Here is a 21,625-nt window from a genome sequence, read left to right as displayed (position 1 = left end):
CCACCGGGATGTTCATCGATTCGGTGCGGGGCGGACGTCCGGCCATGCCCTGGTGGCGGCCGACGTCGAAGGTCAGCAGCGGTCCGTCCGGGTTGCCGATGTTGAGGGCCTGCCCGTCGTGGATCTCGACCACCGGCACGCGCCGGCCATTGACGAAAGTTCCGTTGAGCGAACCGTTGTCGATGGCCAGCCACTTGCCCTGGTCGAAACGCAGCAGCAGGTGGGCGCGCGAAATCAGCGGGTGGGTGATACGCATGTCCGCTCGCAGATCGCGCCCGACTACTACATCGTGGCCCGCTGCGAAGGTGCGTTCCGATCCTTCGTGATGGACGGTTAGCGCTGGCGGGGCTGGTGCTGACATCGCCACAACTGTAGCTTGCGCCCCTGTGGATTACCGGGGAGCGCCCGCGACCACATCGGGCGCGCCGGTGACCACGCAATGCGTCCGGGTGTAGATCGTGGGCATGCACTGATTGCAGTGCGTGCAGGCCGAATGCACGTGGTGTCCGGCGCCATCAGCGGCGATCCGGTTGATCAGATCCGGCTCGGCCAGCAGCGCGCGGGCCATGGCGACGAACTCGAATCCCTCCGCCATCGCCAGGTCCATCGTCTCGCGGTTGGTGATGCCGCCGAGCAGGATCAGCGGCATCTTCAGCTCGTTGCGGAACAGCTTGGCGTCGCGCAACAGATAGGCCTCGCGGTAGGGGTACTCGCGCAGGAATTTCTTGCCCGTCATGCGCATGCCCCAGCTCAGCGGCGGCTTGAACGCCCCGGCGAACTCCTTGAGGGGCGCGTCGCCGCGGAACAGGTACATCGGGTTGACCAGCGAGCTGCCGGCGGTGAGTTCGATGGCGTCCAGCCCGCCGTCCTCCTCGAGCCACTTGGCGGTGGTCAGCGACTCCTCGGTGCTGATGCCGCCGCGGACCCCGTCGGCCATGTTCAGCTTGGCCGTCACCGCGATGGGCGTGCCCTCCTTTTCCACCGCGCGCCGAACGGCCATCACCATGCCGCGGGCGACCTTGGCCCGGTTTTCCAGCGATCCGCCGAACTCGTCGTCGCGGCGGTTGATCAGCGGGGACAGAAACGAGCTCGCCAAATAGTTGTGGCCCAGGTGGATTTCGACGGCATCGAAGCCGGCCTCGATGGCCAGGCGGGCGGCGTTGGCGTGCCCGGCGATGACGTCGTCGATGTCCGCCCGCGTCGCCTTCTTGGCGAATCGCATCCCGATCGGGTTGAAGAACCGGACCGGCGCCAGGGCCTTGGCCTTGTTGGACTTGGCGTTGGCCACCGGGCCGGCGTGGCCGATCTGCGCGCTGACCGCCGCGCCCTCGGCGTGGATCGCGTCGGTGAGCCGGCGGAACCCGGGCACGGCCTCCGGCCGCATCCAGATGCCGTTGCCCTCGGTGCGCCCGCCGGGGGAGACGGCGCAGTAGGCGACCGTCGTCATGCCGACCCCACCGGCGGCGGGCAGCCGGTGGTATTCGATGAGGTCGTCGGTCACCAGCGCCTCGGGCGTGCGCGCCTCGAAGGTGGCGGACTTGATGGTGCGGTTACGCAGCGTTATCGGCCCGAGTTTCGCGGGGCTCAACACGTCCGGCGGGGTAGACATACCCGGAGCCTAATGGCGATCGCGAGCGCGGCGAAGCCGGGCGCGGCGGGTCGCCATCGTCGATGTCTGCCGGCGATCGCGAGCGCGGCGAAGCCGGGCGCGGCGGGTCGCCATCGTCGATGTCTGCCAGACTGTCAGCGTGGGAGCAATCACGCTGGACGGCAAGGCCACCCGCGACGAGATCTTCGTCGACCTCAAACAGCGGGTGGCCGCGTTGACCGCGTCGGGCCGCACCCCCGGGCTGGGCACCATCCTGGTGGGCGACGACCCCGGGTCTCAGGCGTACGTGCGGGGCAAGCACGCCGACTGCGCGAAGGTCGGCATCACCTCGATCCGCCGCGACCTGCCCGCCGACATCAGCACCGAGGCGCTCAACGAGACCATCGACGAACTCAACGCCAACCCCGAGTGCACCGGTTACATCGTGCAGCTGCCGCTGCCCAAGCACCTGGACGAGAACGCGGCGCTGGAGCGGGTCGACCCGAACAAGGACGCCGACGGCCTGCACCCCACTAACCTGGGCCGGCTGGTGCTCAACAACCCCGCGCCGCTGCCGTGCACCCCGCGCGGCATCGTGCATCTGTTGCGCCGCTACGACGTTGAGATCGCCGGGGCGCACGTGGTCGTCATCGGCCGCGGTGTCACCGTCGGCCGGCCGCTCGGCCTGCTGCTGACCCGTCGCTCCGAGAACGCCACGGTGACGTTGTGCCACACCGGAACTCGCGACCTGCCGGCTCTGACCAGGCAGGCCGACGTCATCGTCGCCGCCGTCGGGGTGCCGCACATGGTGACCGCCGACATGGTGCGTCCCGGCGCGGCGGTGCTCGACGTCGGCGTCAGCCGGGTGGACGGCAAGCTCGCCGGCGACGTGCACCCCGACGTGTGGGAGGTGGCCGGCCACGTCTCACCGAATCCCGGCGGGGTGGGCCCGCTGACCCGTGCGTTCCTGCTGACCAACGTCGTCGAACTGGCCGAGCGGGGATGACCGCGCGGACCGTGTTGCGGGCCCAGTGGCCAATTCTGTTGGTGGGCTTGATCTTCGCGACGGCGCTGGCCCTGGTGGGGGCCAACTTCTGGCGCCGCGGTTCGTTGCTGATCGGCATCGGTGTCGGCGTGGCCGCGCTGCTGCGCTTGCTGTTGTCCGAGGACCGGGCCGGCCTTCTGGTGGTGCGCGGCAAGGGAACCGACTTCATCACCACCGCGGCGGTGGGGGCGGCGATGTTCTATATCGCCTGGACCATCGACCCGCTGGGCACCCGCTAGTACCTGGGCCTAGTACCTGGGCCTAGTACCTGGGCAGCGCCGGAACCTGCCCGGGCATCGCCGCCATTCCCGGGACCTGTCCGGCCATCCCGGGAATCTGTCCCGCCATCCCGGGAACCTGTCCCGGCATTCCGGGGATCTGTCCGGTCATCCCGGGGATCTGGCCCGGCATGCCCGGAACCTGCGGCATGGCGCCGGACAGGTTGCCGTTGGCGATGTTTGCCATCTCCTGGGGGCAGTAGGTCTGGATCGCGATCGTGGTGAACACGCGTGCCATCGTGGGTGACATGCCGCGGCCGGCGACGCTGGATGCGGCGGCCGCGAAATTGCCGCCCGGCTGTGACAGCATCGGGCAGATCGACTCGCCGACGGACATCGCGTTTCCTGGCTCACCGAAGTCGATGCCGGCGTGGTTGAGCGCGTCGATGAAGTCGTCGCCGTTTCCTTCTGCCCCGGCCGGCGCCGCGAACGCCGAGGCCACGGTCAGCAGGCCGGCGGCCGCAGCCAGCAGGCGGATGGTGAAGGGCTGATGACGAAAAACCCAAATCCATTGATGAGTTCGTGCAAGTGCCTTCACGCAGCCTCCCCGTCCGCCATGGAGTGCGCCTGAGGCACTCGAATCACGCTTACGAACTCTGAGCTATCACTGTCACGTTTGCGACACGGTGGGGTAAAGGTTCGCACAATAAGCGTTTCGTGTGGTCGCGGCCGGCGCGGCATCGGTTATTACGCGGCCGGATTGCGCAAGGCCGCTGGGCATATCGACGCCACACTGTGACGTAACACGGGCGGTGGCACCGGACTTCCGGGCGGCCGATGAACCAGAATCCGCCCCATGACGACCCGCCCACCCCACCACGAGATCTCGCGTCAGACGTTTCTTCGCGGCGCCGTCGGAATGTTGGCGACGGGAGCGGTGTTCGGCACCGCCCCGGCGGCCGCGGACCCCACCGGCTGGAGCGGCCTGGCCTCCTCGATCGGCGGCAGTGTGCTGTTGCCGGCCAGTGGCGCCCAATTCTCCACCGGCAAGCAGGTTTTCAACTCGTTCTACAACGGCTCCAATCCCGCTGCGGTAGTGCGTGTTTCGTCGCAGGCCGACGTGCAAAAGGCCGTCGCGTTCGCGAAGACTAACAATCTCAAGATCGCGCCGCGCGGCGGCGGTCATTCGTACGTCGGTGCGTCGAGCGCCAACGGCACCATGGTGCTCGATCTGCGCGGCCTGCCCGGCGGGGCGAACTTCGACGGCAACAACGTCACGGTGACCCCGGCGACCAATCTGTATGCGGTACACCAGGCCCTGGCCGGCGCCGGCCGCGCCGTTCCCGTCGGCACCTGCCCCACCGTCGGCATGGCCGGGCTCGCGCTGGGCGGCGGGGTGGGCGCCGACGCCCGGCGTGCCGGACTCACCTGCGATGCGCTGCAGTCGGCGACGGTGGTGTTGCCCAGCGGCGACGTGGTGACCGCGTCGGCCAACGACAACCCGGATCTGTTCTGGGCCTTGCGCGGTGGCGGCGGCGGCAACTTCGGGGTGACGACGTCGATGACCTTCGCGACCTTCGCCACCGCGGACAGCGACCTGGTCCGGCTGGACTTCCCGCCGTCGTCGGCGGTGCAGGTGCTCACCGGCTGGCAGTCGTGGCTCGCGGGCGCCGACCGGAACACCTGGGGGATGGTCGATCTGTCGGTGGGTTCGGCGCAGGCGAATTGCCATGTGCTGGCGACGTCCCCGGCCGGGAGTGGCTCCGGTGTGGCCGACGCCCTCAAATCGGCGGTGGGACTGGCGCCCAGCGCCGTGACGAACAAGACGCTGAGCCACATGGACCTGGTGACCTATCTGGCCGGTGGCAGCGCGACCAGCCCGGCGCGCGGTTTCGTGGCAGGTTCGGACGTTATCGGGCCGATGACTTCTGCTGCGGCCCATGCCATTGCGACCGCGGCGGGGCAGTGGCCGGCGTCGGGCGCGGGGCAGGCTTCGGTGCTGATCGATCCGCTGGGCGGCGCGGTCGCCGACGTCGCCCCGGGCGACACCGCGTTCCCGTGGCGCAATCAGTCCGCGGTGGTGCAGTGGTACGTCGAGCCCGCCGCCAACCAGCTCTCCGCCGCCAGCACCTGGCTGGGTGCGGCGCACCAAGCGGTACAACAGTTCTCGGTCGGCGGCTACGTCAACTACCTGGAGGCCAATACCGCGCCCGCGCGCTACTACGGTCCGAATCTGTCGCGCCTGACGACCGTCCGGCAGAAGTACGACCCCACCCGGCTGATGTTCTCGGGTCTGGATTTCTAGGGAAAAAAGATCGCAGGAAATGATTCGGCTCCGAACGGCGGGCGCGGTGCCTGTGCAGCCATACCGAATCGTGATTTCATGAAATTAATTGCGCGAGTGTGAATCTATGGCGATTTTGACGCCGTTTTTGTCGGTGGGTGTGGCTAGTTTGGCGGTGTGACTGATCAGCAGGATATCGACGCGGCGTTCGACGCGCTCGATGCCGCCTGGGATCGAGTCTGCGCGCTCAACGTCGACGCGCTGAATCCGCGCCAACAGCTGGCGGTACTGCAGCGGTGCGAAAGGCAGCGCCGGCGCATCCCCGCCGTCGAGCATCCGCTGATCAATTCCCTTGCCCGCCAGGCGCCGTCTGTCGAAATGGGTGGCACCGTGGTGTATGCGATCGCCGAGGCCACCCTGATCAGCCGCACCGAAGCCTCCCGGCGCCTCAAGGAGGCACGCGATCTGGGCCCACGCCACGGCCTGACCGGCGAACCGATCCCACCGGCGCTGCCGGCCACCGCCGCCGCCCAACGCGACGGCACGCTGGGGCCTGGGCAGGTCGCGGTGATCCGTAAGTTCTGCCACGCCCTGCCCGGCTGGATAGACATGCCCACCCGCGAGCACGCCGAAGCCCGGTTAGCCCAGGAGGGCAGCCGGTTTCGCCCCGAACAGCTGGCCGCGCTGGCCGCCACCGTGGCCGACTGCCTCAACCCCGACGGCACCTACACCGACGAGGACCGGGCGCGGGCGCGTGGGCTGAGCCTGGGCAACCAGCAATCCGACGGCATGTCGGCGTTACGCGGTTGGGTGACGCCCGAAGCCCGCGCCACCCTGGAAGCCGTGTTGGCCAAACTCGCCGCCCCCGGCATGTGCAACCCCCTCGACGACGTCCCGTGCATCGACGGCGCACCTTCCCAGGAAGCCATCGAACAGGACTCCCGCAGTGCCAGCCAGCGTAATCACGACGGACTCAACGCCGCACTGCGGGCGCTGCTGGCCTCCGGAGAGTTGGGTCAGCACAACGGGTTACCGGCCTCGATTGTGGTCACCACCACGCTGGCCGAGCTGGAGGCGGCCGCCGGTCGTGGCCTGACCGGCGGGGGCACCATCTTGCCGATGAGCGACGTCATCCGCCTGGCCCGCCACGCCCATCACTACCTGGCGATCTTCGACAAGGGCAAGGCGCTGGCGCTCTATCACACCAAACGCCTGGCCTCACCCGGGCAGCGAATAGTCTTGTACGCCAAGGACCGCGGCTGCACACACCCGGGCTGCACCGTGCCCGGCTACTACTGCGAAGTCCACCACGTCACCGACTACGCCGCCTGCCACACCACCGACGGCAACGACCTCACCTTCGCCTGCGGCCCCCATCACCGCCTGCTCAAACCCGGCGGCTGGATGACCCGCAAAACCGCCCGCGGCGACACCGAATGGAAACCACCGCCCGAACTCGACCGGGGCCAACCGCGCACCAACACCTTCCACCACCCCGAGAAACTGCTGCGACATGAGGATGACGACGGGTGGTAACCGGGGCGCGCCAATGGAAGCTAGGCGTCTGAGAAGTCGGGCACCGTGATCGCGCCGTCGTCGGCTAACGGGAACCCGGGGTTGTAGGCGACCTCCCACACGTGACCGTCGAGATCGCGGAATGCGCCCGCATACCCGCCATAGAAGGTCTCGCGAGCCACGCGTGCGATCGTCGCTCCGGCATCGTCTGCGGTGGCGAGGATCTCGTCCACCTCGGCGCGCGAGCGCACATTGTGCGCCAAGGCGACACCGCCGAAGCCGTCATCGCCCTGGTCGGCGATGCCGAGGTCGGCCGCGAGCTTTTCGCGGGCCCACAGGCTCACCGCGAGACCGCCGGCCTGGAAGAAGACCGTTTCCTGCACTACTTGACCGCGCCAGCCAAGGCGTTCATAGAAGTGATGCGCGCGATCCAGATCGGCAACTCCCAAGGTGATCAGACTCAGTCGTTGCTCCATGCTCACCCGGCCAGCGTCGCCCGGGTGCACACGGTGACGTAGGGCAGCGCAAGGCCGGTCGAATTCGCCAGCGCCGGATGGGTGGTCAGCAATTCGCGCACCTGATCGAGGGTCCTGGTGCGGACCTCGGTCGGTGAGGTGATGCAGTAGCTGCGGGACGCCACCAGGTCGATCAACGCTTGCGGCGTAAGGTAACTCGTCCACTCCACCTGATGATGTGCCAGGTCGGTGAACGGCTCGGGCAGCGTCACCTGGGTGCGGCCGTCACCATCGCTGCCGATGATCTGGCCCAGTTCGCGCACCCAGCCGAGGCGTTCGTCACGGGTGTTCCACACCAGACCCAGTCGCCCGCCGGGCCGCAGCACCCGGGCCACCTCGGGCACCGCGCGCTCGGGGTCCACCCAGTGCCAGGCCTGCGCCACCAGCACCACGTCAACGCTGTTGTCCTCCAACGGAATCTCTTCCGCCGTGCCCAGCAGGGCCCGGGTCTCCGGCAGCGAGGTGCGCAACACCTCGAGCATGTCCGGGATCGGGTCGACCGCCACCACATCCAGGCCGCGCTCCACCAGCCGGGTGGTGAGCTTCCCGGTGCCGGCACCGAGGTCGAGCACCTGACGCGCCCCGACCGGCAACAGCCAGTCGATCGCTTCCGGGGGATAGGAGGGGCGGCCACGCTCATAGGCCGCGGCCGCCGAGCCGAACGAGAGGGAGCGGTCGTGCCGCGAGCGCGTCACCGTTGCGACGTGCCTTCCCCATCGCCCGCCAACACCAGTGTCTGACGGATCAATTCGCCGACGGCATCGGTTTCCACCAGGAAGCCGTCGTGCCCGCACAGCGAGTCCACGACCCGCAGGTCGGTGCAGCCGGGCAGCTGCTCGGCCAGCTCCTGCTGCAGGCGCAGCGGGTACAGCCGGTCGGAGGTGATGCCGCCGACCACCACCGGAACCGGGCAGCCGCCCAACGCTTTACGCACGCCGCCGCGGTTGCGGCCGACGTCGTGACTGTTCAGCGCCTCCGTCAGCACCACGTAGCTGCCGGCGTCGAAACGCTCCAGCAGCTTGTCGCCCTGATATTCCAGGTAGCTCTGCACCGCATAGCGGCCGCCGTTGGTCGGATCCTCGTCGTTCTGCCCGTGGTTGGCGAACCTGGTGTCGAGCTCGACCTCACCGCGATAGGTCAAGTGCGCGAAGCGGCGGGCGATGGCCAGCCCGGCGTCGGGGGCGAGCCCGGTGTCGTGGTAATCGCCGCCCTGCCAGTTCGGGTCGGCCTTGATCGCGGCGATCTGGGTGGACTGGGTGCCGATCTGATCGGCGGTGGCACGCGCACCCACCGCCAGCAGCAGCCCGGCCCTGACCCGGCTCGGGTGACCGACGATCCACTCCAAAGCCCTTGCGCCACCCATGGATCCACCGACCACGGCGGCGACCCGTTCGATTCCGAGCGCGGTCAGGGCGGCGATATCGGCCTCAACCTGGTCGCGGATCGAAATGCGGGGAAAACGTGAGCCCCAAGGCTTTCCGTCCCGTTTCCGGGAACTGGGGCCGGTGGACCCGCGGCAACCGCCCAGCACGTTGGTGGCCAGCGCGCACCAGCGGTCGGTGTCGATCGGCGCGCCCGGCCCCACCATCCCGTCCCACCAGCCGGCGGTGGGATGTCCGGGGCCGGCGGGCCCGGTGATGTGCGAGTCGCCGGTCAGCGCGTGCAGCACCACCACCACGTTGTCCCGCGTCGGCGACAACTCGCCCCAGCGCTGGATGGCGATGTGCACGTCGTCGATGACCGCGCCGCCCTCGGTGGTCAGCGCGCCGATGTGGACGAATCCGATCTCGCCCTCGTCGGGCAGCGTTTGGGTCGGCACGTCGGAGATGGTCATGGCCGGATCCCTAGAACGCCGCCACGGCTTGCGGATCGGCGCCCGACGCCCCGGCGGTCGCACCGAATTTGGCTGCCGCGGCGAAGCCGAGCTCCAGATCGGCCAGGATGTCGTCGATGCCCTCGATGCCGACGGCCAGGCGCACCAGGCCGGGGCTGACCCCGGTGCTCAGCTGCTCCTGCGGGCTCAACTGCGCGTGCGTGGTGGACGCCGGGTGGATCACCAGCGAGCGCACGTCGCCGATGTTGGCCACGTGGCTGTGCAGCTTCAGCGCGTTCACGAACGCCTTGCCGGCCTCGACGCCGCCGGCCAGCTCGAAGGCGAGCACCGCACCGGTTCCCTTGGGCGCCAACTTCTTCGCCCGCTCATGCCAGGGCGAGTCGGGCAGGCCCGCGTAGTTCACCGACAGCACGCCCTCGTGGCCGGCCAGGTACTCGGCGACGCGCTGCGCGTTGGCGACGTGGCGGTCCATGCGCAGGCTCAGCGTTTCGATGCCCTGGGCGACCAGGAACGCGTTGAACGGTGACGCGGCCGACCCCAGGTCGCGCAGCAGCTGCACGCGCGCCTTGAGCGCGTACGCCGGCGGACCGAGCTCGGCGAACACGACGCCGTGGTAGCTCGGGTCGGGGGTGGTGAATCCCGGGAAGCGGCCCTGCGTCCAGTCGAAGGTGCCGCCGTCGACGATGACGCCGGCGATCGCCGAGCCGTGGCCGCCGAGGTACTTGGTGGCCGAGTGCACGACGATGTCGGCGCCGTGGGAGAACGGCTGAATCAGGTAGGGCGTGGCGATCGTGTTGTCGACGATCAGCGGCACGCCGTTGCCGTGCGCCACCGCGGCGACACCCGGGATGTCGAGGATGTCGATCTGCGGGTTGGAAATCGTCTCGGCGAAGAACGCCTTGGTGTTCGGCCGGACCGCGGCCTGCCACGAATCCAGGTCGTCGGGGTCCTCCACGAAGGTGACCTCGATGCCGAGCTTGGCCAGCGAGTAGTGGAACAGGTTGTACGTCCCGCCGTAGAGGCGCGGACTCGACACGATGTGATCTCCGGCACTCGCCAGGTTCAATATGGCGAAAGTCTCAGCGGCCTGACCGGAGCTCAGGAACAGCGCCGCCACCCCACCCTCGAGCGCGGCGACGCGCTGTTCGACGACGTCGGTGGTCGGGTTGCCGATCCGGGTGTAGATGTTGCCCGGCACTTCCAGCCCGAACAGGGCGGCGGCGTGCGTGGTGTCGTCGAAGGTGTACGACGTGGTCTGGTAGATCGGCAGGGCGCGGGCGTTGGTGGCCGGGTCCGGGCGCTGGCCGGCGTGCACCTGCTTGGTCTCGAACGACCAGTGCGCGGTCGGATCGGTGTCGTGATCGGCGTTCTCGGAGGTCACGGGGTGGCTTTCTGCTGGTAGGGGAATCTGCATCGGGCAACCGGGACGCGAGGATGGGGCGTCAACCGGCGCCGCGGGCTAGCAGCGACGCACGAGCGGGCGTGATCGGTTCAAGAGAATGCACATCACGTTTCCCTGTCTACTCAGGGGCCCGTCATGGCGGACCCGCGCTTGCCGGATAGCCGGTGTGTGTGGCTACTCAACCTGGTCATCACCCGGGGCACCCCACCGCGGTTGGAGGGTTGCCGGCCAGCAAGCCGGGGCTTGATGCTGGCGCTCATGACCAATACAAAGACTATCTTACGGTGCCGACTCAGTGCTAACCCCGGCGGTGCGCGTGCAGGTCGACACCTGTCCAAACACCCTTGATAACGTGGCAGTCAGAACGCTGAGCCCCCAAAATTTCAACCCATCATTGTCGCCGGGAGAGGGATCGTGAGCGCCGAACAGCCGACCGTCATCTACACACTGACCGACGAAGCGCCGCTGCTGGCGACTTACGCGTTCCTGCCGATCGTGCGTGCCTTCGCCGAGCCGGCGGGCATCCAGATCAAGACCAGCGACATCTCGGTGGCCGCCCGCATCCTGGCCGAGTTCCCCGAGCACCTGACCGAAGAACAGCGGGTGCCGGACAACCTGGCCGAACTGGGCCGGCTGACCGAGCTCCCCGACACCAACATCATCAAGCTGCCGAACATCAGCGCCTCGGTGCCCCAGCTGATCGCCGCGGTCAAGGAGCTGCAGGGCAAGGGCTACAAGATCCCGGACTTCCCGCAGAGCCCGAAGACGGACGAGGACAAGGAAATTCGCGCGCGCTACGCCAAATGCCTTGGCAGCGCGGTCAATCCGGTACTGCGGCAGGGCAACTCGGACCGTCGTGCGCCCAAGGCGGTCAAGGAGTACGCCCGCAAGCACCCGCACAGCATGGCGGACTGGTCGCCGGCGTCGCGCACTCACGTCGCGACCATGCGCCACGGCGACTTCTACCACGGCGAGAAGTCGATGACGCTGGACCGCGCGCGCAACGTGAAGATGGTGCTGGAGACCAAGAGCGGGGAGACCGTCGAGCTCAAGCCCAAGGTCGAGCTGCGCGACGGCGACGTCATCGATTCGATGTTCATGAGCAAGAAGGCCCTCGTCGAGTTCTACGAGGAGCAGATGCAGGACGCCTACGAGACGGGCGTGATGTTCTCGCTGCACGTCAAGGCGACGATGATGAAGGTGTCGCACCCGATCGTCTTCGGCCACGCGGTGAAGATCTTCTACAAGGACGCCTTCGCCAAGCACCAGGAGCTTTTCGACGAGCTCGGCGTCGACGTCAACAACGGACTGGTCGATCTGTACAACAAGATCGAGTCGCTGCCCGCGTCGCAGCACGAGGAGATCATCCGCGACCTGCACGCCTGCCACGAGCACCGCCCCGAGCTGGCCATGGTCGATTCGGCCAAGGGCATCACCAACTTTCACTCGCCCAGCGACGTGATCGTGGACGCCTCGATGCCGGCGATGATCCGCGCGGGCGGCAAGATGTGGGGCGCCGACGGGCGGCAGAAGGACACCAAGGCCGTCAACCCCGAGTCCACCTTCTCCCGGATCTACCAAGAGATCATCAACTTCTGCAAAACCCATGGGCAGTTCGATCCCACCACGATGGGCACGGTCCCCAACGTCGGGCTGATGGCGCAGCAGGCCGAGGAATACGGCTCGCACGACAAGACTTTCGAGGTCCCCGAGGCCGGCGTCGCCAACATCGTCGATCTCGACAGCGGGGAAGTGCTGCTGACCCAGAACGTGGAAGAGGGGGACATCTGGCGCATGCCCATCGTCACCGACGAAGCGATCCGCGACTGGGTGAAGCTGGCCGTCACCCGAGCGCGGAACTCCGGCATGACGGTGGTGTTCTGGCTGGACACCGAGCGGCCGCACGAGGTCGAGCTGCGCAAGAAGGTCAAGGCGTACCTGAAGGAGCACGACACCGAGGGCCTGGAGATCCAGATTATGCCGCAGGTGTGGGCCATGCGATACACGATCGAGCGTGCGATGCGCGGGCAGGACACCATCGCCGCGACCGGAAACATCTTGCGCGACTACCTCACCGACCTGTTCCCGATCCTGGAGCTGGGCACCAGCGCCAAGATGTTGTCCATCGTGCCGTTGATGGCGGGCGGTGGCATGTATGAGACCGGGGCGGGCGGTTCGGCGCCCAAACACGTCCACCAGCTGGTGGAGGAGAACCACCTGCGGTGGGATTCGCTGGGTGAATTCCTGGCTCTCGGAGCGTGTTTCGAAGACATCGGCATCAAGACCGACAACGAGCGCGCCAAGGTGCTGGGCAAGACGCTGGACGCCGCGATCGGCAAGCTGCTGGAGAACAACAAGAGCCCGTCGCGCAAGACCGGTGAGCTCGACAACCGCGGCAGCCAGTTCTACCTGGCGCTGTACTGGGCGGCCGAACTCGCAAAATCCGACGACGAGGAGTTGCGTCAGCACTTCGGTGCGCTGGCCGACTCGCTGGCCGAGAACGAAGAGACCATCGTGTCCGAACTCGCCGAGTCGCAGGGCGAGTCGGTCGACATCGGCGGCTACTACTACCCGGACGCCGAGAAGACGACGGCGATCATGCGGCCCAGCAAGACATTCAACGAGGCGCTGGCTGCTTCGACGGGCTAGGGCCGCAACCAGGAAGCCGGACTCGACATGGCAGGCGAAGCCAAGATCAAGGTCAAAGGCCGCGTCGTAGAGCTCGACGGTGACGAAATGACCCGCGTCATCTGGAAGTTCATCAAGGACCTGCTGATCCTGCCGCACCTCGACATCGACCTGGACTACTACGACCTGGGCATCGAGCACCGCGACCGCACCGGCGACCAGGTGACCATCGACGCGGCCTACGCCATCAAAAGGCATGGCGTGGGCGTCAAGTGCGCGACCATCACCCCCGACGAGGCCCGCGTCCAGGAGTTCAACCTCAAGAAGATGTGGCTCTCGCCGAACGGCACGATCCGGAACATCTTGGGCGGCACCATCTTCCGCGAGCCCATCGTGATCTCGAACGTGCCGCGGCTGGTGCCGGGCTGGACCAAGCCGATCGTCATCGGCCGTCACGCCTTCGGCGACCAGTACCGGTCGACCAACTTCAAGGTCGACAAACCCGGAACCGTCGCAATCACTTTCACCCCCGCCGACGGCAGCGAGCCGATGGTCCACGAGGTGGTGTCCATCCCCGACGACGGCGGCGTCGTGATGGGGATGTACAACTTCAAGGACTCCATCAGGGACTTCGCCCGCGCCTCGCTGAAGTACGGGCTGAACGCCAAGTGGCCGGTGTACCTGTCCACCAAGAACACCATCCTCAAGGCCTACGACGGCATGTTCAAAGACGAGTTCCAGCGCGTCTACGACGAGGAGTTCAAGGACGAGTTCGAGGCCGAGGGGCTGACCTACGAGCACCGGTTGATCGACGACATGGTCGCGGCCTGCCTGAAGTGGGAGGGCGGCTACGTGTGGGCCTGCAAGAACTACGACGGCGACGTCCAGTCTGACCTCGTCGCGCAGGGCTACGGCTCGCTGGGGCTGATGACGTCGGTGCTGATGACCGCCGACGGCAAGACGGTCGAGGCCGAGGCCGCGCACGGCACCGTCACCCGGCACTTCCGCCAGTATCAGGCCGGCAAGCCGACCTCGACCAATCCGATCGCCTCGATCTTCGCCTGGACGCGGGGGCTGGCGCACCGCGGGAAGCTGGACGACACCCCCGAGGTCACCGAGTTCGCCCAGACGTGTGAGAACGTGGTGGTCTCCACCGTCGAGAGCGGGAAGATGACCAAGGACCTCGCCATCCTGATCGGCCCCGACCAGGAGTGGCAGCACAGCGAGGAGTTCCTCAACTCGATCGCCGAGAACCTGGACAAACGCCTGGCTAGCTAGCCGGGGGTTGGTGCCTTTCCGCGTGCCGGCCGGCGGCGCATTCGTCGACGAAGTCGGCGATGGCCGCGGTGACCCGGTCGGGGGCCTCGAACATCGGCACGTGCCCGACGCCTTTGAGCTCGGTGATCTTCGTGCCCTGGGGCAGGTAGTCGGTGAAGTGCCGGCTGAACCTGCTCGCGGGCACCACCCGGTCCTTCTCACAGAGCACCAGCTGGACGGGCACCGCGGTCTCGGCCAACTGCAGCAGGCCGGGATCCAGCAGCGATTTGACGAGCAGCTGGAAGTACGCGGGGCAGTGCGCGGCGTCGTCGACGACGACGGACAGCTGCTCGGCGCTGATGCCGTCCGGCCGTGCGGTGAGCGGCAGGGTGGCCAACCGCCGGCTGAGCGGCAACCGCAGGACCCGCTCACCGAACAGCCGGGCCAGCGCCAGCATGGGCATGCCCGCGATGAACTTGCTGATGACCTCGAATTTCACCGGGCTCCACCGCGTCCATCCGCCCGCGGCGCCGATGCCGGTCACGCTGCGCGCGCGCCCGCGCCGCTCCAGCTCGAAGGCGACCCAGCCGCCCAGCGAGTTGCCCACCAGGTGCGCGGTCTCCCAGCCCAGCTGGTCGAGCTGGCGCTCGACGTGGTCGGCCAGCACCGACGAGCTCAGCAGCCAGGTGCCGGCGTAGGGCCCGCCGTTGTGCCCGGCCATCGTCGGCGCGAAGACCTCGAAGCGGCCGGTGTCGGCCAGCCGCGGCGCGACCGGCTCCCACACCGTCTGCGACATCAGGAACCCGTGCAGCATCAGGATCGGCTCTCCGGACCCATCCCGGGGACCGAGGTGGATCGGCGACCGGCCCGAAGGCGACGGCGAGTGAGCGGAGCTCACGCGGAAGGAGCCGAGCAGACGAGAGTGCGCATAACCCGACATTAAATGCGGTACCGCCGGTACCGCAACATCCGGGGTGGCCGGGCGCCGGTCCGTGCGGCCCCGGCGGCCGCGCGTGAAAAGATCGGTGCATCATGAGCACCGCTACCGGATCCAGCCGGATTTTCTCCGGCGTGCAGCCCACCTCCGATTCGCTTCACCTGGGTAACGCGCTGGGCGCCGTCACGCAGTGGGTCGCGCTGCAGGACGACCATGACGCGTTCTTCTGCGTGGTCGATCTGCACGCCATCACCGTCGCCCAGGATCCCGAGGCGCTGCGCCGTCGCACCTTGATCACCGCTGCCCAGTACCTGGCGCTGGGCATCGACCCGGCCCGCAGCACCGTGTTCGTGCAGAGTCAGGTGCCCGCCCACACCCAGCTGGCGTGGGTGCTGGGGTGCTTCACCGGGTTCGGGCAGGCGTCGCGGATGACGCAGTTCAAGGACAAGTCGCTGCGCCAGGGGACGGATTCGACCACCGTCGGGCTGTTCACCTACCCGGTGCTGCAGGCCGCCGACGTGCTGGCCTACGACACCGATCTGGTGCCGGTCGGCGAGGACCAGCGTCAGCACCTCGAGTTGGCCCGCGACATCGCCGAGCGGTTCAACGGCCGCTTCCCGGACACGTTCGTGGTGCCGGACATGCTCATTCCCAAGGCGACCGCCAAGATCTACGACTTACAAGACCCGACGGCGAAGATGAGCAAGTCGGCGGCCACCGACGCCGGGTTGATCAACCTGCTCGACGATCCGGCGGTGTCGGCCAAGAAGATTCGCTCGGCGGTCACCGACAGCGAGCGGGAGATCCGCTTCGACATCGAGGCCAAGCCGGGCGTGTCCAACCTGCTGAGCATCCAGTCCGCGGTCACCGGCGTCGGGATCGACACACTCGTGGACGGCTATGCCGGAAGGGGTTACGGCGATTTGAAGAAGGACACCGCCGAGGCGGTCGTCGAGTTCGTCGCCCCGATCAAGGCCCGGGTCGACGAACTGTCCGCGGATGTAGCCGAATTGGAGGCCGTGTTGGCCGCCGGCGCGGAAAAGGCCAACGATGTGGCCGGGAAAACGGTCCGGCGGGTTTACGATCGGCTTGGGTTTCTTCCATCAGGGAACTAGATCCCCACGGAGCTAGATCCGCTTCTCATTGGAGTCGTGCGATGAGCGAGCCGGCCAAGCCGGGCATTTTCGATCGACTGCGGACCCGCTACGGCTGGATCGATCACGTCATCCGCGCCTACCAGCGTTTCGACGAGCGCAACGGCGGGTTTTTCGCGGCCGGCCTCACCTATTACACGATCTTCGCGTTGTTCCCTTTGCTCATGGTCGGTTTCGCGGTCTTCGGGTTCGTGCTGGCCCGCCGGCCGCAGTTGTTGAGCACCATCGACGACCACATCCGTTCCCAGGTGAACGGCACGTTGGGTAATCAGCTGCAGGAGTTGATGAATTCGGCGATCGACGCCCGAACGTCGGTCGGCATCATCGGTTTGGCCACCGCGGTGTGGGCGGGCCTGGGCTGGATTTCGCACCTGCGCCAGGCGCTGACGGAGATGTGGTGGGACACCCACATCGAGTCACCGGGCTTCGTGCGCAACAAGCTCTCCGATCTGCTGGCGATGGTGGGGACGTTCGCGGTGATCGTGGTCACCGTCGCACTGACCACCGTCGGCCACGCCGCGCCCATGTCCGCGCTGCTGAAATGGCTTGGCATACCGCGGTTTGTGGTGTTCGACTGGCTCTTCTGGCTGATCTCCATTCTGATCGCGACGCTGGTGTCGTGGTTGCTGTTCACCTGGATGATCGCCCGGTTGCCCCGGGAGAAGGTCAGCCTGGTCGATTCGATGCGCGCGGGGTTGATCGCGGCGATCGGCTTCGAGGTGTTCAAACAGGTGGCGTCCATCTATCTGAAGACGGTGCTGCGCAGTCCCGCGGGAGCCGCGTTCGGGCCGGTGCTGGGCTTGATGGTGTTCGCCTACATCACCGCCTATCTGGTCCTGTTCTGCACGGCCTGGGCGGCGACGGCATCCACGGATCCACGCAGTCTGCCCGTCGCCCCGCCGGCCCCGGCGATCATCGCCCCGCGCGTGCAGATGGATGAGGGCCTCAACACCCGCCAGACGCTCACGGCGATGGCGCTGGGAGCCGTTGGCGCGCTGACACTTTCCCGCATCGCCCGCTTCACCCGGCGCAGCCGCTAGCCGACCAGTTTGAGACCCGCGACGCAGACCACGATCCCGGCGATCAGCGCCAGCTTGATCGACGAAACGTATTCGCCACCGGTCAGCATCGCATAACCCACCGTGAGCGCGGCCCCGACGCCGACCCAGACCGCATAACTGGTTCCGACCGGCAGCGTGCGCATGGCGATCGCCAATCCGCTCATCGAAAGAGCCACGGCCGCAAGGAAAACCAGCGACGGCAGCGGCCGGGAGAAGCCGTCCGCCTTGCTCAGGGCGGTCGCCCACACCGCCTCCAGGATCCCCGACGCAATCAGGACGAGCCAGGCCATCACGCACCTCCGCGGCGCCGTCTTGTCGCTGGCCGGGTACGGGGCCCCTCGTCCGGTTGTCAGGTGCTGACGCGCTCGATGCTAACAAACTTCCGGCGACGGATCCCGCCAGTCACCGCGCAGCATGACGGCGCCGACCTGCAGATCGCGGTCCAGCACAACAAGATTGGCGTCGTGGCCCGCCCTGAGTTCACCCACCCGCGGCAGGCCGAGCGCTCGCGCCGGCGTCACGGCCGTCGTCTGCACGGCCGCCACCAGCCCCGCATCGGCGTGCACCGTGCGGAAGAGCCGATCCATGGTGGCGGTGCTGCCGGCGATCGTCGACGTCCCGTGCACGCGTGCGACGCCGGAGACGACGTCGATGGGCACCGCCCCGAGCCGGAAGGCGCCGTCGGCGCGGCCGGCCGCGGCGATCGCGTCGCTGACCATGGCGACCCGGCCGGGTCCGGCGGCCCCGATCACCGACCGCACCACGTCGGGGTGCAGGTGCACGCCGTCGGCGATCAGCTCGACGGTCACCCGGGGGTCGCGCAGCAGGGCCAGGGCCGGGCCGGGTTCGCGATGGTGCAGCGGTGGCATCGCGTTGAACAGATGCGTGCCGACCGTGGCGCCCAGCGCGATGGCGTGCCGGGTCTGCTCATAGGTGGCGGCCGTATGACCCACCGCCACAACGACTCCCGCCTCGGTGAAGCGCCGGATCGCCGCGTCGGCCCCGGGCAGCTCGGGAGCCAGCGTCACCATCAGGATCGCGTCGCCGCCCACGGCCAGCAGCGCGTCGATCTCGTGCGCGTCCGGATCGCGCATCTGGGTCCGGTCGTGGGCGCCGCAGTGCGCCCGGCTCAGCCACGGCCCCTCGAGGTGGATGCCCGCGACGGTGCCGCGCCCGGTGGCCCCGGCCAGCGCGCGCACCCCGTCCAGCAGTTCGGGCGGCGAGGCGGTGACCAGGCTGGCCAGCGTGGTGGTGGTGCCGTGCCGCAGGTGAAACGCCGCGGCGCCGGCGATGCCGTCGGCGTCGGTGTAGGAGGCGCCGCCGCCGCCGTGCACGTGCATGTCGACAAAGCCCGGCACCACAGTGCAATCCGGGAAATCCCGATCGGGTGGCTCGGGCGGCGGCCCGGGCGCGCAGGCCGCGATCCCTTCACCGGCCGTCCGCAGCCAGCCCGGGCGGCAGACCTGACCCTCGAGCACCATGGTGCCCGCGGCGATCAAGGGCACGGGTTCTCCCAGCGGCCGCCGTTCTCCCAGAAGTGGCGGATGTCCTCGAGCTGGCGGCCCTTGGTCTCCGGCGCGTAGCGGTAGACGAAGACGAACGCGACCAGCGCGAGCGAGGCGAACAGCGCGAACGTCCCTGCGCCGCCCAGCGAATGGAGCAGGCTCAGGAACACTGCGGCGATGATGGCGTTAGCCACCAGGTTTGAGGTCAACATGGTGCTCGACCCGATCGAGCGTAGCCGCGACGGGAAGCTTTCGCTGGCGTACACCCAGCCCAGCGAGCCGAAGCCCATGGTGTAGCCGACGATGAACAACAGGATGCCGGCGAACCCGGCGATCGCGCCGCCGAAACCCTGGCCGAACACCGCCATCAGTGCGACGTCGGCGGCGATCATCATGGCGGTGCCCCACAACAGGATTGGCCGTCGGCCCACCCGGTCGACCAGCAGCAGCGCCGCGCCGACCGCCGCCAGCCCGGCGACCTGCAGCAGGGCCGGGAGCCCGAGCAGCGCGAAATTGCCGGTGAAGCCCATGGCCTGGAAGATGCGGGGGCTGTAGTAGATGATCGCGTTGATGCCGGTGATCTGGATCAGAAAGCCGAGCACCACGACGAAGGCGGTGGCCCGCAGGTACGGCGGCCGCAGCATCTCGGCGAACCCGCCGCCCGCGCCGGGGGCATCCTCGCTCAGCGCGCGCCCGATCTCGGCCAGCTCGTCGTCCACGCGCGCCGCCGGCTCGACCCGCAGCAGCGCCCGCCGGGCCTCGTCCGTCCGGCCCTTGAGCACATACCAGCGTGCCGTGTCGGGCATCCGAATCACCAACGGCAGCAACAGGATTGCGGGCACACAGGCGAGCCCCAGCATCCATCGCCAGCTGTGGGTGCCGGCCAGCGCGTAGCCGGTCAGATAGCCGACGATCAGGCCGCTGACGATCGCCAGCTGATAAGCCGTCAGCAGCGAGCCGCGCACCGCCGTCGGCGCCGATTCGGCCACGTACACCGGCACCACCACCACCGTCACCCCGATGGTCAGGCCCAGCAGCAGCCGCGCCGTCAACAACATCGGCAGCGAGATCGAGAACGCGGCCAGCAGCGCGAAAACCGCGTAGGCGCACAGGATCAGCACCACGGATCGTTTGCGCCCGATGACGTTGGCCAGCACGCCGGCGCCCAGCGCACCGAAGATCTGCCCGATCACCACCATCGTTGTCAGCAGTTCCTGCTGGCGCGTGGACAGTCCGAAGTCCTCGGTGACGAACAACTGCGCCCCGGCGATGATGGACAGGTCGTAGCCGTAGATGACGCCGACGCTGGCGGCGGTCAGCCCGACCAGCAGTCCGCGCCGCGATCCGCGTGCCACGGCGCTCAGCGGTGCTGCGGTCGGCGGTTCATCGAACGGGCCATCATGATCAGCGCGAACACCACGACGGTGCCGATCACCGCCACACCCACCCGGATCGGCATGGCGTCCGCGGACGGGATGATGCCGCCGGCCGCGGCGTTGTTGGCGAGCGGGTCCGCGGCGGCGTCGCGCTTGGCCGGCGCCAGCGACGGGTCCGGGGCGATCAGCGAGGCGACCTGGGTGCCCTGCGGCGTGGAGAAGCCGTAGTCCAGCAGGTGCGCGGCCTGTTCCCACGGCGCGATCGGCACCCGCGTGCCATGCAACAGCACCGCCACCAGCCGTCGTCCGTCGTGGTTGGCCGCGCCCACGAACGTCTGGCCCGCGTCGTCGGTGTAACCGGTCTTGCCGCCCAGGGCGCCGGGATATTTGTAGAGCAACTGGTTGTCGTTCTCCAGCTCGTAGCCCGGGTGGTCGCCGTGGCCAGGGAAGTCGAACGTCCGCGTCGCGACGATGTCGGCGAACGTGGGGTTCTGCCAGGCGTAGCGGTAGAACAGCCCGATGTCGTACGCCGAGGTGCTCATGCCCGGCGCGTCCAGGCCCGACGGCGACGCCACCCGGGTGTCCTGACCGCCCAGCTTAGCGGATAGCACGTTGATCTTCTCCAGCGCCTGCTGCATGCCGCCCAGCTGCATGGCCAGCGCGTGCGCGGCGTCGTTGCCGGAGTGCATCAGCAGCCCGTGCAGCAGCTGGTTGACGGTGAACACGCCGCCCTCCTCGACGCCCACCTTGGTGCCCTCGGCCGCGGCGTCGTCGGCGGTTCCGGGAACGGCCTTGTTCAGGTTGAGCGCGTTGATGGAGGCCATCGCGACCAGCACCTTGATGATGCTGGCCGGGCGGTGCCGCCCGTGGGGATCCTTGGCGGCGATCACCGCGCCGCTGTCCAGGTCCGCCACCAGCCAGGCCTCGGCGGAGACGTCGTTGGGCAGGGCTGGCGTGTTCGGCGCCGCGACGATGCCGCAGCTGCCCAGCGCGTCACCGCCGACCGGCTTGGCGGGCACCGCCAGCGGGATCGGCGGGTCACCGGCGGTGGGGGCCTCGGAGGAATCCACCGCCGGCGGCGTGTTCACCTTGTACGGGCAGTTTGCCGGCGCGGCATTGGGCTCCGCGCCGGGTTCTGCGCCGGCGAGCGGCAGACCCGCCGTGACGGGGGCGGCCGCCAGGAAAAGCGCCGCTGCCAGGCATGATGCGGAACGTAACAGGGTCATCGTCTGTGCACAGTAAGCGATCGACGGCCCGAATCCGGGGAGCCGCGCTGTGACTGGTGAGACGGAAGTTACTGAGCCGT

Annotated in this window: 20 protein-coding genes and 2 riboswitches; of the genes, 8 read left to right on the top strand and 12 right to left on the bottom strand. The window is 68.2% G+C overall.

Annotated features, from left to right (window positions below; translation table 11 throughout):
* The coding region (locus DQP57_RS14900; RefSeq protein ID WP_133259243.1) for an FHA domain-containing protein at positions 1–367 on the bottom strand (367 nt) is incomplete at its 3' end.
* A 24-nt stretch (positions 368–391) separates the two neighbouring features.
* Positions 392–1,609: an NADH:flavin oxidoreductase gene (locus DQP57_RS14895; protein WP_112633670.1), complete on the bottom strand. Its 1,218-nt coding sequence runs from the start codon at positions 1,607–1,609 to the stop codon at positions 392–394.
* A gap of 139 nt (positions 1,610–1,748) precedes the next feature.
* Here DQP57_RS14895 and DQP57_RS14885 point away from each other — a divergent pair, with 139 nt between their 5' ends.
* Positions 1,749–2,594 carry a bifunctional methylenetetrahydrofolate dehydrogenase/methenyltetrahydrofolate cyclohydrolase gene (locus DQP57_RS14885; RefSeq protein WP_112633669.1) on the top strand — a complete coding sequence of 282 codons (846 nt, stop codon included), beginning with the start codon at positions 1,749–1,751 and terminating at the stop codon, positions 2,592–2,594.
* Positions 2,591–2,872 carry a DUF3017 domain-containing protein gene (locus tag DQP57_RS14880; protein WP_112633668.1) on the top strand — a complete coding sequence of 94 codons (282 nt, stop codon included), beginning with the start codon at positions 2,591–2,593 and terminating at the stop codon, positions 2,870–2,872. The genes DQP57_RS14885 and DQP57_RS14880 overlap by 4 nt, the downstream gene beginning before the upstream one ends.
* A 22-nt stretch (positions 2,873–2,894) precedes the next feature.
* On the opposite strand, the gene DQP57_RS14875 is transcribed toward DQP57_RS14880, so the two are convergent.
* Positions 2,895–3,449, bottom strand: a complete 555-nt coding sequence (locus DQP57_RS14875; protein ID WP_112633667.1) for a DUF732 domain-containing protein — start codon at positions 3,447–3,449, stop codon at positions 2,895–2,897.
* A 258-nt stretch (positions 3,450–3,707) separates the two neighbouring features.
* Between DQP57_RS14875 and DQP57_RS14870 the strand changes: the two genes are divergently transcribed.
* Positions 3,708–5,156, top strand: coding sequence for an FAD-dependent oxidoreductase (locus tag DQP57_RS14870; RefSeq protein WP_165821813.1), 1,449 nt, complete (start codon positions 3,708–3,710; stop codon positions 5,154–5,156).
* A 156-nt stretch (positions 5,157–5,312) separates the two neighbouring features.
* Positions 5,313–6,671 (top strand): HNH endonuclease signature motif containing protein, encoded by a 1,359-nt coding sequence (locus DQP57_RS14865; protein ID WP_112633666.1) that lies wholly within the window; start codon positions 5,313–5,315, stop codon positions 6,669–6,671.
* A gap of 20 nt (positions 6,672–6,691) precedes the next feature.
* On the opposite strand, the gene DQP57_RS14860 is transcribed toward DQP57_RS14865, so the two are convergent.
* The 4 genes from DQP57_RS14860 to DQP57_RS14845 are packed head-to-tail and all read right to left on the bottom strand — an operon-like array spanning position 6,692 to position 10,413.
* Positions 6,692–7,126 carry a VOC family protein gene (locus DQP57_RS14860; protein ID WP_112633678.1) on the bottom strand — a complete coding sequence of 145 codons (435 nt, stop codon included), beginning with the start codon at positions 7,124–7,126 and terminating at the stop codon, positions 6,692–6,694.
* Between the two features lie 2 nt (positions 7,127–7,128).
* A complete protein-coding gene (locus DQP57_RS14855; RefSeq protein WP_112633665.1) occupies positions 7,129–7,860 on the bottom strand; it encodes a class I SAM-dependent methyltransferase in 732 nt (243 codons plus the stop codon).
* A complete protein-coding gene (gene metX, locus DQP57_RS14850) occupies positions 7,857–8,999 on the bottom strand; it encodes a homoserine O-acetyltransferase MetX (RefSeq protein ID WP_112633664.1) in 1,143 nt (380 codons plus the stop codon). Before metX ends, DQP57_RS14855 begins: the two co-directional genes overlap by 4 nt.
* A 10-nt stretch (positions 9,000–9,009) precedes the next feature.
* Entirely contained in the window at positions 9,010–10,413 is a 1,404-nt protein-coding gene (locus tag DQP57_RS14845) for a bifunctional o-acetylhomoserine/o-acetylserine sulfhydrylase (protein ID WP_430919281.1), read from the bottom strand.
* Between the two features lie 129 nt (positions 10,414–10,542).
* A riboswitch (SAM riboswitch) is annotated at positions 10,543–10,665 on the bottom strand.
* Between the two features lie 150 nt (positions 10,666–10,815).
* Here DQP57_RS14845 and DQP57_RS14840 point away from each other — a divergent pair.
* Together DQP57_RS14840 and DQP57_RS14835 are read left to right on the top strand one after the other, a co-directional pair.
* A complete protein-coding gene (locus DQP57_RS14840) occupies positions 10,816–13,050 on the top strand; it encodes an NADP-dependent isocitrate dehydrogenase (protein WP_112633662.1) in 2,235 nt (744 codons plus the stop codon).
* 27 nt (positions 13,051–13,077) lie between these two features.
* Positions 13,078–14,307, top strand: a complete 1,230-nt coding sequence (locus DQP57_RS14835; RefSeq protein WP_112633661.1) for an NADP-dependent isocitrate dehydrogenase — start codon at positions 13,078–13,080, stop codon at positions 14,305–14,307.
* On the opposite strand, the gene DQP57_RS14830 is transcribed toward DQP57_RS14835, so the two are convergent.
* The gene (locus tag DQP57_RS14830; protein ID WP_165821814.1) at positions 14,300–15,103 is read right to left on the bottom strand and encodes an alpha/beta fold hydrolase; all 804 of its coding nucleotides are present in this window, start codon (positions 15,101–15,103) and stop codon (positions 14,300–14,302) included. The two genes, DQP57_RS14835 and DQP57_RS14830, sit on opposite strands and share 8 nt — an antisense overlap.
* A 215-nt stretch (positions 15,104–15,318) precedes the next feature.
* Here DQP57_RS14830 and trpS point away from each other — a divergent pair, with 215 nt between their 5' ends.
* Together trpS and yhjD are read left to right on the top strand one after the other, a co-directional pair.
* Positions 15,319–16,338 carry a tryptophan--tRNA ligase gene (gene trpS / locus DQP57_RS14825; protein ID WP_112633659.1) on the top strand — a complete coding sequence of 340 codons (1,020 nt, stop codon included), beginning with the start codon at positions 15,319–15,321 and terminating at the stop codon, positions 16,336–16,338.
* A gap of 41 nt (positions 16,339–16,379) precedes the next feature.
* Positions 16,380–17,417 (top strand): inner membrane protein YhjD, encoded by a 1,038-nt coding sequence (yhjD, locus tag DQP57_RS14820; RefSeq protein ID WP_112633658.1) that lies wholly within the window; start codon positions 16,380–16,382, stop codon positions 17,415–17,417.
* Here the strand turns inward: yhjD and DQP57_RS14815 are convergent.
* From DQP57_RS14815 to DQP57_RS14800, 4 genes are all read right to left on the bottom strand, one after another.
* A complete protein-coding gene (locus tag DQP57_RS14815; RefSeq protein WP_112633657.1) occupies positions 17,414–17,728 on the bottom strand; it encodes a DMT family transporter in 315 nt (104 codons plus the stop codon). The two genes, yhjD and DQP57_RS14815, sit on opposite strands and share 4 nt — an antisense overlap.
* 11 nt (positions 17,729–17,739) lie before the next feature.
* Positions 17,740–17,804, bottom strand: a riboswitch (guanidine-III (ykkC-III) riboswitch).
* 5 nt (positions 17,805–17,809) lie between these two features.
* Complete coding sequence (gene nagA, locus DQP57_RS14810; RefSeq protein WP_112633656.1) at positions 17,810–18,943, bottom strand: N-acetylglucosamine-6-phosphate deacetylase; 1,134 nt, start codon at positions 18,941–18,943, stop codon at positions 17,810–17,812.
* Positions 18,934–20,298: a sugar porter family MFS transporter gene (locus tag DQP57_RS14805; protein ID WP_112633655.1), complete on the bottom strand. Its 1,365-nt coding sequence runs from the start codon at positions 20,296–20,298 to the stop codon at positions 18,934–18,936. The genes nagA and DQP57_RS14805 overlap by 10 nt, the downstream gene beginning before the upstream one ends.
* Before the next feature lie 5 nt (positions 20,299–20,303).
* Complete coding sequence (locus DQP57_RS14800) at positions 20,304–21,545, bottom strand: D-alanyl-D-alanine carboxypeptidase family protein (protein ID WP_112633654.1); 1,242 nt, start codon at positions 21,543–21,545, stop codon at positions 20,304–20,306.
* Positions 21,546–21,625: the final 80 nt, after the last annotated feature.

Origin of the sequence: Mycobacterium colombiense (genome assembly GCF_003284935.1) — a bacterium.
Lineage (GTDB): Bacteria > Actinomycetota > Actinomycetes > Mycobacteriales > Mycobacteriaceae > Mycobacterium > Mycobacterium arosiense_A.
The sequence above is the reverse complement of the archived record's forward strand: the minus strand, read 5'-3'. Positions and strand labels throughout refer to the sequence as shown.

Excerpts from the sequence above, each read along its gene's own strand:
- DQP57_RS14895 (WP_112633670.1), bottom strand. The coding sequence starts at position 1,609 with ATGTCTACCCCGCCGGACGTGTTGAGCCCCGCGAAACTCGGGCCGATA.
- DQP57_RS14880 (WP_112633668.1), top strand. The coding sequence starts at position 2,591 with ATGACCGCGCGGACCGTGTTGCGGGCCCAGTGGCCAATTCTGTTGGTG.
- DQP57_RS14870 (WP_165821813.1), top strand. The coding sequence starts at position 3,708 with ATGACGACCCGCCCACCCCACCACGAGATCTCGCGTCAGACGTTTCTT.
- DQP57_RS14860 (WP_112633678.1), bottom strand. The coding sequence starts at position 7,126 with ATGGAGCAACGACTGAGTCTGATCACCTTGGGAGTTGCCGATCTGGAT.
- metX (WP_112633664.1), bottom strand. The coding sequence starts at position 8,999 with ATGACCATCTCCGACGTGCCGACCCAAACGCTGCCCGACGAGGGCGAG.
- DQP57_RS14845 (WP_430919281.1), bottom strand. The coding sequence starts at position 10,413 with ATGCAGATTCCCCTACCAGCAGAAAGCCACCCCGTGACCTCCGAGAAC.
- DQP57_RS14835 (WP_112633661.1), top strand. The coding sequence starts at position 13,078 with ATGGCAGGCGAAGCCAAGATCAAGGTCAAAGGCCGCGTCGTAGAGCTC.
- trpS (WP_112633659.1), top strand. The coding sequence starts at position 15,319 with ATGAGCACCGCTACCGGATCCAGCCGGATTTTCTCCGGCGTGCAGCCC.
- yhjD (WP_112633658.1), top strand. The coding sequence starts at position 16,380 with ATGAGCGAGCCGGCCAAGCCGGGCATTTTCGATCGACTGCGGACCCGC.
- DQP57_RS14815 (WP_112633657.1), bottom strand. The coding sequence starts at position 17,728 with ATGGCCTGGCTCGTCCTGATTGCGTCGGGGATCCTGGAGGCGGTGTGG.
- DQP57_RS14800 (WP_112633654.1), bottom strand. The coding sequence starts at position 21,545 with ATGACCCTGTTACGTTCCGCATCATGCCTGGCAGCGGCGCTTTTCCTG.